Annotated in this window: 14 protein-coding genes; 9 read left to right on the top strand and 5 right to left on the bottom strand. The window is 57.7% G+C overall.

Features of this window, described 5'->3' with window-relative positions; all coding sequences use genetic code 11:
• Positions 1-2: 2 nt before the first annotated feature.
• From ACTJJA_RS01690 to betT, 4 genes are all read right to left on the bottom strand, one after another.
• Positions 3-914, bottom strand: coding sequence for a metal ABC transporter substrate-binding protein (locus ACTJJA_RS01690; RefSeq protein WP_312961976.1), 912 nt, complete (start codon positions 912-914; stop codon positions 3-5).
• Between the two features lie 245 nt (positions 915-1,159).
• Positions 1,160-1,444 (bottom strand): NadS family protein, encoded by a 285-nt coding sequence (gene nadS / locus ACTJJA_RS01685; RefSeq protein WP_440665848.1) that lies wholly within the window; start codon positions 1,442-1,444, stop codon positions 1,160-1,162.
• Between the two features lie 2 nt (positions 1,445-1,446).
• Complete coding sequence (locus tag ACTJJA_RS01680; RefSeq protein WP_440666556.1) at positions 1,447-1,833, bottom strand: type II toxin-antitoxin system RelE/ParE family toxin; 387 nt, start codon at positions 1,831-1,833, stop codon at positions 1,447-1,449.
• Between the two features lie 138 nt (positions 1,834-1,971).
• Positions 1,972-4,005, bottom strand: a complete 2,034-nt coding sequence (gene betT / locus ACTJJA_RS01675) for a choline BCCT transporter BetT (protein WP_089599352.1) — start codon at positions 4,003-4,005, stop codon at positions 1,972-1,974.
• Positions 4,006-4,133: 128 nt separating this feature from the next.
• On the opposite strand from betT, the gene betI reads away from it, so the two are divergent.
• The 8 genes from betI to ACTJJA_RS01635 all read left to right on the top strand — a co-directional run bounded on the left by betI (position 4,134) and on the right by ACTJJA_RS01635 (position 13,026).
• A complete protein-coding gene (gene betI / locus ACTJJA_RS01670) occupies positions 4,134-4,721 on the top strand; it encodes a transcriptional regulator BetI (protein ID WP_108415800.1) in 588 nt (195 codons plus the stop codon).
• A gap of 13 nt (positions 4,722-4,734) precedes the next feature.
• Positions 4,735-6,207, top strand: coding sequence for a betaine-aldehyde dehydrogenase (betB, locus tag ACTJJA_RS01665; protein WP_440665845.1), 1,473 nt, complete (start codon positions 4,735-4,737; stop codon positions 6,205-6,207).
• 13 nt (positions 6,208-6,220) lie between these two features.
• Entirely contained in the window at positions 6,221-7,885 is a 1,665-nt protein-coding gene (gene betA, locus ACTJJA_RS01660; protein ID WP_440665843.1) for a choline dehydrogenase, read from the top strand.
• A gap of 592 nt (positions 7,886-8,477) precedes the next feature.
• A complete protein-coding gene (locus ACTJJA_RS01655) occupies positions 8,478-9,041 on the top strand; it encodes a fasciclin domain-containing protein (protein ID WP_023334833.1) in 564 nt (187 codons plus the stop codon).
• A 43-nt stretch (positions 9,042-9,084) separates the two neighbouring features.
• Positions 9,085-9,639 (top strand): RNA polymerase sigma factor, encoded by a 555-nt coding sequence (locus tag ACTJJA_RS01650; protein WP_440665841.1) that lies wholly within the window; start codon positions 9,085-9,087, stop codon positions 9,637-9,639.
• A complete protein-coding gene (locus ACTJJA_RS01645; RefSeq protein WP_440665839.1) occupies positions 9,636-10,283 on the top strand; it encodes an anti-sigma factor in 648 nt (215 codons plus the stop codon). The genes ACTJJA_RS01650 and ACTJJA_RS01645 overlap by 4 nt, the downstream gene beginning before the upstream one ends.
• 274 nt (positions 10,284-10,557) lie before the next feature.
• Positions 10,558-11,298 (top strand): SDR family oxidoreductase, encoded by a 741-nt coding sequence (locus ACTJJA_RS01640; protein WP_440665837.1) that lies wholly within the window; start codon positions 10,558-10,560, stop codon positions 11,296-11,298.
• Between the two features lie 33 nt (positions 11,299-11,331).
• Entirely contained in the window at positions 11,332-13,026 is a 1,695-nt protein-coding gene (locus ACTJJA_RS01635) for a thiamine pyrophosphate-binding protein (RefSeq protein ID WP_440665835.1), read from the top strand.
• Positions 13,027-13,058: 32 nt separating this feature from the next.
• Here ACTJJA_RS01635 and ACTJJA_RS01630 read toward each other — a convergent pair whose 3' ends face one another.
• Positions 13,059-13,757 carry a GNAT family N-acetyltransferase gene (locus ACTJJA_RS01630; protein ID WP_440665833.1) on the bottom strand — a complete coding sequence of 233 codons (699 nt, stop codon included), beginning with the start codon at positions 13,755-13,757 and terminating at the stop codon, positions 13,059-13,061.
• A gap of 200 nt (positions 13,758-13,957) precedes the next feature.
• Between ACTJJA_RS01630 and ACTJJA_RS01625 the strand changes: the two genes are divergently transcribed.
• Positions 13,958-15,526 carry an ABC transporter substrate-binding protein gene (locus ACTJJA_RS01625; RefSeq protein ID WP_440665831.1) on the top strand — a complete coding sequence of 523 codons (1,569 nt, stop codon included), beginning with the start codon at positions 13,958-13,960 and terminating at the stop codon, positions 15,524-15,526.
• Positions 15,527-15,540: the final 14 nt, after the last annotated feature.

Genomic DNA, 15,540 nt, shown 5'->3' with positions numbered 1-15,540 from the left:
GGTTACTCCTTCATGCCGTCACGGATGCCCTGCACCAGCGTGCGGGTGGTGACGTTCAGCAGATCGATATAGGTCGGCACCGGGCCGTTTTCCGCGCTCAGTGAGTCGACGTACAGCACGCCGCCGTAGTGGGTATCGGTTTCCCGCGCCACCTGACGCGCGGGCTTATCGGAGACCGTACTTTCGCTGAACACCGCCGGGATATGATGTTTTTTCACCTGGTCGATCACCTTGCGAACCTGCTGGGGCGTGCCCTGCTGATCGGCGTTGATCGGCCACAGGTAAAGCTCTTTCATCCCCAGATCCCGCGCCAGATAGGAGAAGGCACCTTCGCTGGTCACCATCCAGCGCTTGTCTTCCGGGATCTCCGCCACCTGCTTACGCAGCGGTTCGAGAGTGGCGGTGATCTTCTGCTTGTAGGCGTCGGCGTTGCGCTGGTAAGTCTGCGCGTTGGCCGGATCGTACTTCACCAGCGCGTCGCGGATGTTATCAACGTAAATCAAGGCGTTGTCCGGCGACATCCACGCGTGCGGGTTGGGCTTGCCGTTATACGGCCCCTCGCCGATCCCCATCGGCGTAATGCCGTTAGTGACAATCACTTCCGGCACGCCGTTCAGGTGCTGATAAAAACGCTGGAACCAGAGCTCCAGATTCATGCCGTTCGCCAGAATCAGCTGCGCCTTCTGCGCGCGTTTGATATCACCCGGAGTGGGCTGATACTCGTGAATTTCAGCGCCCGGCTTAGTGATGGACGTCACGTCTGCGGCGTCACCCGCCACGTTTTTCGCCATATCGGCTATAACGGTAAAGGTGGTGATAACCTGAAACTTTTCAGCCGCCAGCGCGCCGGTCGTGGTCGCAGTCATGAGCAGCGCGCCGAGCAACAGACGCTTCAATCCTTGCCGTGGGTGCATCGCAGAAGTCTCCTGAGGTGATTAAATTCAAAGCAAAATTAGCCCGTGCTATAAGGTATAGCACAGGCTATATTTAAATGAAAATGGTTATCATTAAAGTTGTGTCAGCAGAGGGGAGGTCAGGAGAGGTATTGGTCGGAAGATGTCAAACTGCGCCTGATGGTGCTTCGCTTATCAGGCCTACGGTAAAGCGCTCTGGTAGGCCGATGTGATGGACAACTCCCACCTTACGGCATGGGGATGACTCACTGCCCTGCAAGCGCTTTATAAAACGCAGGGTTTTCCCGAATCACATTCAGCACTTTCGCCGCTAATCCCGTTGGGTTTCGGCGTTTAGACTCCCAGCTTTTTATCGTATCAACGCTCGTGCCAAGCGCCTTAGCCATTTCACTTTGCGTGACATTGAGCTGTTCTCTGATTGCGCGAACATCTGCAACTTCATAGCGAGTAACTCTGGAAGCCGCTTTCCTTCCGCTATGGATCTCAACAGCCTCTTCGAGCGAAGATTTTAACTCATCAAAGATACTCATTGTTAGCCTCCGCCTGCCTGACTGGAGTACATAGTACACCTTTTATTTATGGCATTGGAAGCCGTATTTTTCAGAACAGAAGTAAGTTTTTTAAGTTCTGCTTTCTCTGACTCAGTCAGGTTATCCTTGGTGTTTTTTGGATAGGCCATGATGAAATAGATCACCTCCTCCGTGGCAAAAAAGTAAATCACTCTGGCACCGCCTCTCTTTCCCTTTGTGCCTGCCGCCATTCTTATTTTACGTAAACCACCCGTCTGCTGGATCAGGTCGCCTTTATCAGGCCAGGCAATGAGTTCCTTTTGCAGATCCTTTAATTCATCATCCGTAGCAATGCTTTTTATCTGCCGGGTAAAGAGAGATGTTTCGATAAACTCTATCGCGTGACTCATCCATGGTTCCTTCCTTAATCGCAGCAAAAGCCTGAAGACATCAGGGTCAGGCTCTTGCTGCATTGTTACTCTTCCTTGAGTAATATTGCGCCATACAACTGTATTTATATACAGATTAAAGGTATTTTAAGAATCCGTTTAGACATCCGGGAACATCACGCTATTCCCCGGCGCTTCCCTGTGCAGATGGATAAAGTTCAGGTGCCGTTCATACTGGTCCAGAATGTCCGTAATCACCTGCTCCTTGCTGTAATCCATCAAATCATTCCCCTGGCTCCCTTCCAGCAGGAAGGTCTCCAGCCGGTAGTAGGTCGACTTCCCGCTGCGCGCCCGGTAGGTAAAGCCGGGAACCGAATACTGCTGTGGCCAGATCTGATAGACAAAGTTCTGCTCGTCGCCCATGTGCACCAGCAGATCCAGGTGTCCCAGGTTCTCGCCCTCGTCCGGCGGCAGGTTTTTCAGCTCCACGTAGGCACCGCGCAGCTTCAGTTCCTGCGCCACCTCTTGCATTGCCGGGTAACACACCGTCTCCATCATCTGTCGGGTATAGCGCGTGCCGGGGTAGTTCATCAGGCGTGAGAGGCGTTTCTTCCAGCTCAGGCGATCCTGCGCCCCCAGCGGTCGCGGCGCGGTGTCGCGGTTGGCGCTTTCGCGGCGGTAATCTTCCACCTTGAGTGATTTATACAGCCCGGCCATTACGAAGAAGATGACGAAGCTGAACGGCAGACCCATGATCACCGTGGTGTTCTGCAGCGCAGAGATACCGTTGGTCATCAGCATGCCGAGCGTCAGCAGGCCGATGGCGACGGACCAAAAGATGCGCAGCCAGTTCGGTGCGTCGCTGTTGATGTCCTTCAGCTTTGAGGTGAAGTTCCCCAGCACCAGCGCGCCGGAATCCGCCGAGGTGACGTAAAACAGCAGGCCGGTGATGGTCGCCACCGAGGCGCTAAAGGTAAACGCCGGATACTGCGCCAGCAGGCTATAGAAGCCGCGCTCCGGGTGCGCCATCGCTTCCTGCGCGAAGGTCGCATTGCCGTGGATAATTTCGTGCAGCGCGCTGTTGCCGAAAATCGACAGCCACAGCAGGGTAAAGGTGAACGGGATAATCAGCGTGCCCATTACAAACTGACGAATGGTGCGGCCACGCGAAATGCGCGCGAGGAACAGGCCGACAAACGGCGACCACGCCACCCACCACGCCCAGAAGAACAGCGTCCAGTTGTTCATCCACTCTACCGGGCGGTCGAAGGCGAAGCTGTTCAGCGTCATGCCCATAAAGCGGTTCACGTAGTCGCCCACGTTCAGCACTAAAGCATTGAGCAGGAACGAGGTATCGCCCATAAACAGCACGAACAGGATCAGGCCCAGCGCCAGCGCCACGTTCAGCTCGGACAGCACGCGGATGCCCTTATCCACGCCCGACGTCACCGAGATGGTGGCGATAATGACGGAGAGCGCAATCAGCGCCGCCTTGGCGGCCATTGAATCCGGGATATCAAACAGCACGCTCAGCCCGTAGTTGAGCTGCACCACGCCAATCCCGAGCGTCGTCGCGATACCGAAGATGGTGCCGATCACCGCCGCAATGTCGACGCTGTGGCCAATCGGGCCGTTAATCTTTTTACCGAAGATCGGGTAGAGCGCGGAGCGGATGGTGAGGGGTAAATTATAACGATAGCTAAAGTATCCGAGCGCCATGCCCATCAGGGCATACATCGACCAGCCGGTCAGGCCGTAGTGGAAAAGCGTCCAGACCATCGCCTGGCGCGCGGCCTCCATCGTCTGACCTGCCCCTTCCGGCGGCTGCATGTACTGCGTGACCGGTTCCGCCACGGAGAAAAACATCAGGTCGATGCCGATGCCCGCGGCAAACAGCATCGCGGCCCAGCTCAGCAGGCTGAACTCGGGCTTGGACTGCTCGGGCCCGAGCTTCACCGAACCGAAGCGCGAGCAGGCAATGCAGACCACGAAGACAATATAGAGCGTCGCCGCCAGCAGATAGTACCAGCCGAAGGTCTTCGACACCCAGTTCAGGGTGCGCCCAATCCACTCGGCAGAAAAATCACGAAAGAAAATGGTCGTCAGGGAAAACAACAAAATCAGCCCGGCGGAAGTATAAAAAACGACCGGGTTGATTTTGTCTTTTTCTCTGTCCTGTGAAAGGTCTGTCATCCAGTATCCCCACTGTTTTTGTAACTATTGAAATCCAAATCCGCAACAATTAAGACACATTTTATATTGAACGTCCAATCAAAAACCGCTTTAATGGTTAACCAACGCTGATGAATGGAGTGGCAAAAATGCCCAAAGTGGGGATGCAGCCGATCCGGCGCAGGCAGCTTATCGACGCCACGCTGGAAGCAATAAATGAAGTGGGTATGCATGACGCGACGATCGCGCAGATCGCCCGTCGGGCGGGCGTTTCCACGGGGATCATCAGCCACTACTTCAAAGACAAAAACGGTCTGCTGGAAGCGACCATGCGCGACATCACCGGCCAGCTGCGCGATGCGGTATTGAGCCGTCTGCACGCCCTGCCTGACGGCAGCGCGGAGCAGCGCCTGCAGGCCATTGTCGGCGGCAATTTTGATGAAACCCAGACCAGCGGTGCGGCGATGAAGGCCTGGCTGGCCTTCTGGGCGAGCAGCATGCACCAGCCGATGCTCTACCGCCTGCAGCAGGTGAGCAGCCGCCGTCTCCTGTCGAACCTGGTCTACGAGTTCCGCCGCGAGCTGCCGCGCGAACAGGCCGAAGAGGCGGGCTACGGGCTGGCGGCGCTGATCGACGGGCTGTGGCTGCGCGCCGCCCTGAGCGGCAAGCCGCTGGATAAGACGCTGGCCCAGTCGCTCACCAGCCACTTTATCAGCCAGCATTTACCGACCGAATAACCGAGGAGGATTTATGTCCCGAATGGCAGAACAGCAGCTTTATATCAATGGTGGTTATACATCCGCCACCAGCGGTCGCACCTTCGAGACCATCAACCCGGCCAACGGTGAAGTCCTGGCGAGCATACAGGCCGCCGGGCGCGAAGACGTGGACCGCGCCGTGGAAAGCGCACAGCGCGGGCAAAAAATCTGGGCGGCGATGACCGCCATGGAGCGCTCGCGCATTCTGCGCCGCGCCGTCGATATCCTGCGCGAGCGCAACGACGAGCTCGCAAAGCTGGAAACCCTCGACACCGGTAAAGCGTATTCCGAAACCTCAACCGTCGACATCGTCACCGGCGCGGACGTGCTGGAATACTACGCGGGGCTGATCCCGGCGCTGGAAGGCAGCCAGATCCCGCTGCGTGAGACCTCATTCGTCTACACCCGCCGCGAACCGCTGGGCGTGGTGGCGGGCATCGGGGCGTGGAACTACCCGATCCAGATCGCCCTGTGGAAATCCGCCCCGGCGCTGGCGGCGGGCAACGCGATGATCTTCAAGCCGAGCGAAGTGACCCCGCTCACTGCCCTGAAGCTTGCCGAGATCTACACCGAAGCGGGCGTTCCGGACGGCGTGTTTAACGTCCTGCCGGGCGTGGGCGCGGAGACCGGACAGTACCTGACCGAGCATCCGGGCATTGCGAAAGTCTCCTTCACCGGCGGCGTCGCCAGCGGCAAGAAAGTGATGGCCAACTCGGCGGCCTCGTCCCTGAAAGAGGTGACGATGGAGTTGGGCGGCAAATCCCCGCTCATTATTTTTGACGATGCGGATCTGGATCTCGCGGCGGACATCGCCATGATGGCGAACTTCTTCAGCTCCGGCCAGGTGTGCACCAACGGCACCCGCGTGTTCGTGCCCGCGAAATTTAAAGCCGCGTTTGAGCAGAAAATCGTCGAGCGCGTGGGCCGCATCCGCGCGGGCGATCTGTTCGACGAACGCACCAACTTTGGCCCGATGGTCAGCTTCCCGCACCGCGACAGCGTGCTGCGCTACATCGCCAAAGGCAAAGAGGAAGGCGCGCGCGTGCTGTGCGGCGGCGACGTGCTAAAGGGTGACGGCTTTGATAACGGCGCGTGGGTCGCCCCGACCGTGTTTACCGACTGCACCGACGAGATGACCATCGTGCGCGAAGAGATCTTCGGCCCGGTGATGTCCATCCTCTCCTATGAATCCGATGAAGAAGCGATCCGCCGCGCCAACGACACCGACTACGGACTGGCGGCGGGCATCGTTACTGCCGACCTGAACCGCGCGCACGGCGCTATTCATCAGCTCGAAGCGGGCATCTGCTGGATCAACACCTGGGGTGAATCCGCCGCAGAGATGCCGGTGGGCGGCTACAAACACTCCGGCATTGGCCGCGAGAACGGGGTGATGACGCTCCAGAGCTACACCCAGGTGAAGTCCATCCAGGTTGAGATGGGTAAATTCCAGTCCATATTTTAACCGGGAGGTTTATTTGCAATTTGACTACATCATTATCGGGGCCGGCTCTGCCGGCAACGTACTGGCAACGCGACTGACTGAAGATCCAAATACCACCGTCCTGCTGCTTGAGGCGGGCGGGCCGGATTACCGCTTTGACTTCCGCACCCAGATGCCCGCCGCGCTGGCGTTTCCGCTGCAGGGCAAGCGTTACAACTGGGCGTATGAAACCGAGCCAGAGCCTTACATGAACAACCGTCGCATGGAGTGCGGACGCGGCAAAGGGCTGGGCGGCTCGTCGCTGATCAACGGCATGTGCTACGTGCGCGGCAACGCCATGGATCTGGACAACTGGGCTAAAGAGCCGGGTCTGGAGCACTGGAGCTACCTCAACTGCCTGCCCTACTACCGCAAGGCAGAGACGCGCGACGTGGGGCCGAACGACTACCACGGCGGCGACGGTCCGGTGAGCGTCACCACCTCGAAACCAGGCGTGAACCCGCTGTTTGAAGCGATGGTCGAAGCCGGCGTGCAGGCGGGTTACCCTCGCACTGAGGATCTCAACGGCTATCAGCAGGAAGGTTTCGGGCCAATGGACCGCACGGTCACGCCGCAGGGCCGACGCGCCAGCACCGCACGCGGCTATCTGGACCAGGCGAAACCGCGTCCGAACCTGACCATCCGCACCCACGCCATGACCGATCATATTGTCTTTGACGGCAAACGCGCCGTGGGCGTCGAGTGGCTGGAAGGCGAAAGCACTATCCCATCCAAAGCGACGGCGAACAAAGAGGTGCTGCTGTGCGCAGGGGCGATAGCCTCCCCGCAGATCCTGCAGCGCTCCGGCGTGGGCAATGCCGGGCTGCTGAAGCAGTTCGATATTCCGCTGGTACACGACCTGCCCGGCGTGGGCGAAAACCTGCAGGATCACCTGGAGATGTACCTCCAGTACGAATGCAAAGAGCCGGTTTCCCTCTACCCTGCCCTGCAGTGGTGGAACCAGCCGAAGATTGGCGCCGAGTGGCTGTTTGGCGGCACCGGCGTGGGCGCGAGCAACCACTTCGAGGCGGGCGGGTTTATCCGCAGCCGCGAAGAGTTCGAGTGGCCCAATATTCAGTACCACTTCCTGCCGGTGGCGATTAACTACAACGGCTCGAACGCGGTGAAAGAGCACGGCTTCCAGTGCCACGTCGGCTCCATGCGCTCGCCGAGCCGCGGGCACGTGCGCATCACGTCACGCGATCCGCACCAGCATCCGGCGATCCTGTTCAACTATATGTCTCACGAGCAGGACTGGCAGGAGTTCCGCGACGCAATCCGCATCACCCGCGAGATCATGCACCAGCCGGCGCTTGATAAATACCGCGGGCGCGAGATCAGCCCGGGCATCGACTGCCAGACCGACGAACAGCTGGACGAGTTCGTGCGCAACCACGCCGAAACCGCTTTCCACCCGTGTGGCACCTGCAAGATGGGCTATGACGAGATGGCGGTGGTCGACGGCGAAGGTCGCGTTCACGGGCTGGAAGGGCTGCGCGTGGTGGATGCGTCAATTATGCCGCAGATCATCACCGGCAACCTGAACGCCACCACCATTATGATTGGCGAGAAGGTTGCCGACGCCATTCGCGGTCGCGCGCCGCTGGCGAAGAGCACGGCGGCGTATTATGTGGCGAACGGGGCACCGGTGAGGCGCTGAAAATATTTCCCCTCACCCTGGCCCTCTCCCCATAGGCTGAAGGATCCCCAGTAATTTTTAAGCAGCAGCAATAACGTTGTTTAAGAACGACTGAAGCCTTTCAGCGATGCCCTGGTCCGGCTGTAAATCGCTGAGGCGTTTCCTGCAGGCCGGGGCGAGGCGCATGGATGCGCCGAGAGGGCGGGCTTTACAGGGACGTTACCTCCGCCCGTCCCCGATAAGCCGGAAGGAATAAGCCGAGGGCACCGCGTAGCGGCGATTTACCGCCGGGAGCCCGGGTCGCCAGGGTGGTGGCGACTGAGCCACCCTGGCACGTTCACCGGTTATGGAGTTACAGAGTAGCAAGGAACATAAAGTGAACGGAATGACCACTACAGCTGTATGTTCCCCTCACCCTAACCCTCTCCCCGGAGGGGCGAGGGGACTGTTCCGTGCTGGCATTACTTTGTGGGGCCCCCTCAGCCCCATAGGGGAGAGGGGATTAACCTACCCCTTCAAAAATTTATTTTCATTTCCCTGCATCCAGTTTTCCCCCTGCCCTCGTATGTGAGTATGTGAGCAACGCCTTTGCTCCCTAATCCGAGGATAAATGATGAAAAAGCTACTCAGTGTTGCATTCGTATCCAGCGCTTTACTCTTCTGTGCAGGCGCATCAGCGGCCATGACATCAGGCTCCGTGATGGTGGGCGGAGCGGAAATGTTCCCGAGCAAAAACATTGTTGAAAACGCTGTGAATTCAAAAGATCACACCACGCTGGTTGCGGCGGTCAAAGCGGCCGGGCTGGTAGATACGCTTCAGAGCAAAGGTCCCTTCACCGTTTTTGCGCCAACCGATGCGGCGTTTGCAAAATTGCCTGCGGGTACGGTCGACAATCTGGTGAAGCCGGAAAATAAAGCGCTGCTCACCAGCATCCTGACCTATCACGTGGTAGCCGGTAATTACGATATGAAAGCGCTGGAGCAGAAAATTAAACAGGGCGGCGGCCACGCTGAACTGAAAACCGTTAACGGTCAGCCTCTGTGGATCATGAGCAACGGCCCGCACAATATTCAGCTCAAGGACGGTAAAGGTAACGTGGCGAACATCAGCACCTATGACGTCCATCAGAAAAATGGCGTGATCGATGTGATTGATACCGTCCTGATGCCTAAGTAGTTGTCTATACTTCGGAAGTGTGACGTTGCCTTCCGGGAAAAACATGGATAACGCGCTGGCTCAACAGCAGTTGAAATTAATGCAGGCGATCGCTAACGGCGATCGCCGCGCATTTGAACAACTTTACCGACTCACATCGCCTCACCTGTTTGCCGTCGCGCTGCGCATGCTTCATCATCGCGCCTGGGCAGAAGAGATCCTTCACGACTGTTTTGTCACCGTCTGGAGTAAAGCTGAAACCTATAACGCCGCCCTGAGTTCTCCGATGACCTGGCTTACGCATATTGTTCGCAACCGCTGTATTGACTGGCTGCGCAGCGGGCAAACCCGCGCTGCCGCCCGCGAGGAGTCGTATTCCGAAGATATTCTGCTGAGCGAAAGCGACGAGCCGAACAGCTGGCACGACGACGCGCAGGCAGCACGGCTCAGGCATTGCCTGGAACACCTGAGCCACGAACAGCGTCAGAGCATTACGCTCGCCTACTATCAGGGCATGTCCCACAGCGACATAGCAGACTGGCTTCAGCAGCCTGTGGGCTCAGTAAAAAGCTGGATCCGCCGCGCAATGGATCATCTTCGGGAGTGTGTAGGGCTATGAATGACGCTGAAAAACGCGACGACATGCTGGCAGCAGAATATGCCCTCGGCACCCTGCGGGGAGGGGCGCGGCTTCAGTTTCAGAAAAGGCTTGCCGTTGAACCCGCCCTGGCCGCCCGCGCTGCATACTGGCAGAACATGTTCAGCACGCTCGATAGCCATCTTGCGCCAGTTCCTCCGCCAGAAACGGTGTGGAAGAGAATCGCCCTCGATCTGCCCTCTACAATGCCTTTGCGTAAAAGCCGTCCTTATATCGGCTGGTTGGCCGCGGCTTCCCTCGCCGCCGTTACCGTCATTGCCTGGTATTCCACCCGCACGCCGGAACTCGCTCCGCTAATGGTGCTTAACGATGCCCGGCAGCATGGGGAGTGGGTAGTCAGTGCGGACGCCAGACGCGAGCATCTGAGCATTACCCCGCTCAGACCGAACGCCATTGCGGCGCAACATAGCCTGCAGCTTTGGCTGATCCCTGACGGTCAGGCACCGATATCGCTGGGGCTGCTGCATACCGCCATACCGACACGCGTTACGCTCAGGAACACAGCGCTGACTCCTGACGCCACGATAGCGATAAGCCTTGAACCAGAGGGAGGCTCACCCACCGGCCTTCCCACGGGGCCCGTGCTTTACAGTGGAAAAATATAACCCTCCTGCCTAATTCGCAGGGACGCGAGGACCACCCAATTTCATTCTGTTCATATGACAGTTACATATAAGAATTAAATATTAGGCTTGCAATTAATTTTATTATTATAAAACGTTATTGACATACTCTTCCGGACTCCATTAAGTTTTAAATGAACCTTATTCCATGTCAGATATAAAATATATCAAAAAACGAGAATTAAAGAATTCACCGTTATTCTTTAATCCTTCCGTGCCTTTTATTTTTTGAATCACACAACAGTGAGATAAGATCATGAATAATAGTGCAAACAAGGTTGTCGTTATCACCGGAGCCAGCAGCGGGATTGGTGAGGCCATAGCCCTCCATTTAGCGAATAACGCGTATTCACTGGTCCTGGTGGCGCGCCGTCAGGACAAAATTAATGCCCTCGTGGACAGGATAATCCAGCAAGGCGGTAAGGCCATCGCCGTCAAGGCCGATGTGACCCGTCAGGAAGAGGTCCAGCGTGCCATTGAGGCCGCCATCTCCGCATACCAGCGCGTGGACGTGCTGATCAACAACGCTGGCTTTATGGCTATCGCCCCCCTAAGCGAGCTGAAAACCGACGAATGGGACAAGATGATTGATACCAACCTGAAAGGGGTGCTGTACGGCGTCGCGGCCGCATTACCGGTGTTCCTGCGCCAGGGAAGCGGACACTTTATTAACGTTGCCTCGGTGGCGGGCATCAAGGTCCTTGCCCCCGGCGGCGTGGTGTACAGCGCGACAAAATTCGCCGTTCGCGCGCTGAGCGAGGGTCTGCGCCAGGAAGCAGGTAAAACGATACGCACCACGCTTATCTCTCCCGGCGCGGTCGAAAGCGAGCTGCAGTTCGGCAGCTCAGACGAAGAGAGTAAAAAATTTCTCCATGAATTTTATAAGCAGGCTATTTCGGCTGACGCGATTGCCCGCTCCGTTTTATTTGCTATCGAACAGTCCGGCGACGTTGATATTAATGAAATTGTTGTTCGTCCGACGCAGGAAGAATTTTAGCATGCCTTAAATAATACTGAATGAGGTGTCATTATGATTAAATCATTAACGTCCTTATCAGATTTAAATATGCGCTCCGGCGCCGATATTCTCCTTGAGGTGCTGGAGAGTGAAGGCGTGGAATATATTTTTGGCAATCCCGGCACCACCGAACTTCCGCTCATCGATGCTCTGCTTCGTCATGAAAATATTCACTATGTTCTGGCGCTCCAGGAGAGCAGCGTGGTTGCCATTGCCGACGGCTACGCAAAAGCCTCCGGCAAAACCGGCTTTATCAATTTGCATACCGCCAGCGGTCTGGGGCACGGCATGGGGAATCTGATTAATTCGCGGATCATGAAAACCCCGCTGGTGGTCACCGTCGGACAGCAGGACACGCGGCACTACGTCCGCGACCCGCTTCTGTATGATGACATTGTCTCCATTGGCTCACCGGTGGTTAAATGGGCGCAGGAGGTTACCAGCGCCGACCAACTCCCGGTGCTGGTGCGCCGCGCGTTTCACGCGGCCAGCTATCCTCCGGGTGGCCCGGTCCTTCTCTCTCTGCCGATGAACGTCATGGAAGAGCTGAGCGACGCCGGGATACAGACGGCGTCCAGAGTGGACTATCACACCGTCGCGGGCTCGCTGGACGAGCTGGCGCAGGCGCTCAGCGCGGTTCCCCCCGGCAGGGTCATGATAGTGGCGGGAGATGAAGTTCACTCCAGCGGCTCAACGCAGGAGATTGTCCAGCTTGCAGAAGCGCTCAGCGCCCACGTCTACGGCTCCTCCTGGCCGCTGAATTTGCCTTTTCCCACCCAGCACGCGCTCTGGCGGGGCAACATGCCCACCACCGCAGGAGAAATTGCCAGCGTCATCAACGCCTACGATGCCGTGTTTATCATCGGCGGCAGAAGCCTGATCGCCATTTTGTATAGCGAGGGCGAGGCCATTCCGGAAAGCTGCGCGGTGTATCAGCTCTCGGCGGATATGAACGAACTTGGCCGCTCGTATGCCACTCGCCTTTCGGTGATGGGTGATATCAAGCTCTCTCTGCACGACCTGCTGCCGAGACTGGACCAGCACCGGGCCGCCAGCAAGCTGCTCCACCAGCAACTGCTGGCTCAGGCGCGCGAGGAGCGGGAAAACGAGTGGCGGCAGCAGGAAGAACGCCTGACCGCCGAACGGTTGCGCCCGGCCATCTCACCGATGGTGGCGGCCTGGGAAGTCATCCGCGCCATTCCGGCGGGCACGACGATTGTCGATGAGGCCATTGCCACGGCCAGACACGTCCGCAAGTTTATTTCCGATCGTCAGCATCAGCGATACTACTTTATGCGCGGCGGCGGTCTGGGCTGGGGGATGCCCGCAGCAGTGGGTCACTCGCTGGGGCTGGGGCGCGAGCCGGTAGTGTGTCTGGTTGGCGACGGCGCTTCACTCTATTCACCGCAGGCGCTCTGGACGGCAGCGCACGAAGCGTTGCCCGTCACCTTTATCGTGATGAACAACCTGGAGTACAACATCCTGAAGAACTTTATGAAAGGTCAGCCGGGCTACAGTTCGACGAAGCTGGGGCGCTTTATCGGGATGGATCTGATTAACCCGCAAATTGATTTTCAGTCGCTGGGTACCGCGTTGGGCATCCGCTGCTGCCGGGTCACCCAGGCCGCGGATATCGCCACGGCGGTGACGCTGGGGCTGAAGTCCGGAAAAACCAATTTGATTGAAATAGCCATTTCCGCAGATTGATCGACCGTTTCAGATGTACCCTACAAAAACACCTATAACCTAAACGCCTCTAACCGCTTAATCTGCCGCCCTTCCCCGTCAAAATTCTCCGCCGCCAGCCAGGCGCGCAGCTCCGCGTCCCTTTGCGGCCATTCGCCGTCAATAATAGAGAGCATATCGCTGTCGCGGTTGCGCCCTTTGCGCACCAGCTTCTGGCGCAGCCGTCCCTCCCAGACAAACCCCAGCCTCTCTGCCGCGCTACGTGAGGCGATATTCATCGAATCACACTTCCACTCCAGCCGACGGTACTTATGCTCGAAGGCGTTTTTCAGCAGTAGCCACACCGCTTCGGTGCCGATGCGAGTGCCTTTCATCTTGCGCGACCAGGTGACGTGGCCGATTTCCACCGAGCCGAGAAACCGCTCGATCGCCATATAGCTCACCAGCCCTACCGCTTTTTCGGTGCGTAAATCGATCACGGCAAAGGGCACCAGGTCATCGTCCAGCACCTTTCCCAGCACCCAGTGCGCGGTCGCTTCCACGCTTTCCGGCTGCGTGCTGGCAAGCCACGTCCAGTCGCTGTCGTCGCCCAGAGCATAGGCTTCGAACAAATCTGAAGAGTGATGCTCCGCATCCAGCGGCTCAAGACGGCAGTACTGGCCGGTAAGCGGCGTGCGGGTTAACACGCGGGCGCATTTCCAGTCTGGGACGATATCGTTAACGGTTTGACCATGTTGATTGATTTCGGGCACGGCGTTGACTCCCTGAAAGGTAAGGAGTTTGTTATAGCAGGTTAAAAAGCGGGCGAGAAGAGAGGCGACTCATAACCAGACCGAATGCGTTATATCCGGAGGGCATAAGCAAAGCAGAATTTCGACTTTGAGGAAATCCTCAGTCAGCCTACCGTAGCGGAGCATAAAACAATCACAATATATTTTCTTCAGGGATCGCTATGACTAAAAAATTGCTGCCGTTACTGGTGCTGGCTGCGCTCTCAAGCGTTGCCCACGCCGCTACTCCGCCCAACACGCTGGTTGTCGCGCAGGGGCTTGATGACATCGTAAGCCTCGACCCGGCTGAAGCCAACGAGCTTTCGAGTATCCAGACCGTGCCGAGCCTGTATCAGCGCCTGGTGCAACCGGACCGCGATAACCCGGAAAAAATCACCCCGATTCTGGCGGAAAGCTGGGAAGCCGATGCGGCAGCAAAAACCCTGACAATCAAACTCAAGCCCGATGCGAAATTTGCCTCCGGCAACCCGCTGCGCCCGGAAGACGTGATCTTCTCCTATACCCGCGCCGTGACGCTGAACAAATCCCCGGCCTTTATCCTCAACGTGCTGGGCTGGGACGCCAGCAACATCGCCAGCCAGCTGAAAAAGGTGGATGACCATACCCTCCAGCTTCACTGGACGGCGGACGTCAGCCCGGCGGTGGCGCTGAATATTCTCTCCACGCCGATTGCCTCCATCGTCGATGAGAAGCAGGTTGCGGCGAACGTGAAGGATAACGACTTTGGCAACGCGTGGCTTAAAATGCACTCGGCGGGCAGCGGCGCGTTCAAAATGCGCGTCTATCAGCCGCATCAGGCCATCGTGCTGGAAGCAAACGACTCCGCCCCCGGCGGCGCGCCGAAGCTGAAAAGCATCATTATTAAAAACGTCCCCGATCCGGCTTCGCGCCGCCTGCTGATCCAGCAGGGTGATGCCGACGTGGCGCGCGATCTGGGGGCAGATCAGATTAGCGCGCTCGACGGCAAGCCCGGCGTCAAGGTGCTGAGCATCCCGTCCGCGGAGCAGAATTACCTGGTGTTTAACACCGCTAACAGCGCCAACCCGCTGCTGAACAACCCGGCATTCTGGGAGGCCTCGCGCTGGTTGGTCGACTATGAAGGCATCACCAAAAACCTGCTGAAAGGCCAGTATTTTGTTCATCAGAGCTTCCTGCCGGTCGGCCTGCCGGGCGCGCTGGAAGACAATCCATTTAAATTTGACCCAGCGAAAGCGAAAGCGATCCTCGAGAAAGCGGGCATTAAAGACGCGCACTTCACGCTGGACGTGGAGAACAAGCCGCCGTTTATCACCATCGCCCAGTCGATGCAGGCGAGCTTTGCCCAGGGCGGCGTGAAGGTGGAACTGCTGCCAGCCGCCGGGAGCCAGGTCTATGCCCGCGTGCGCGCGAAGCAGCATCAGGCGGCGATTCGTCTGTGGATCCCGGACTACTTCGATGCGCACTCCAACGCCAGCGCCTTCGCGTGGAACGACGGCAAATCCAGTACCGTGGCCGGCCTGAACGGCTGGAAAATTCCGGAGCTGAATAAAGCCACGCTGGCGGCGGTAGCCGAGCCGGATCCGGCGAAGCGTCTGGATCTGTACAAGAAGATGCAGGAACAGCTGCAGCAGAATTCGCCGTACGTGTTCGTCGATCAGGGCAAAACCCAGATCGTGGTGCGCGATAACGTGAAGGGGTATCAGCAGGGGCTGAACGCGGATATGGTCTGGTACGATCGCGTCACGAAGTAGCCCTTGTTGCCGGG

It is taken from the genome of Enterobacter sp. 22452 (assembly GCF_052045065.1).
GTDB classification, from domain to species: Bacteria; Pseudomonadota; Gammaproteobacteria; order Enterobacterales; family Enterobacteriaceae; genus Enterobacter; species Enterobacter mori.
This window is presented reverse-complemented; position numbering and strand designations above follow the sequence as displayed.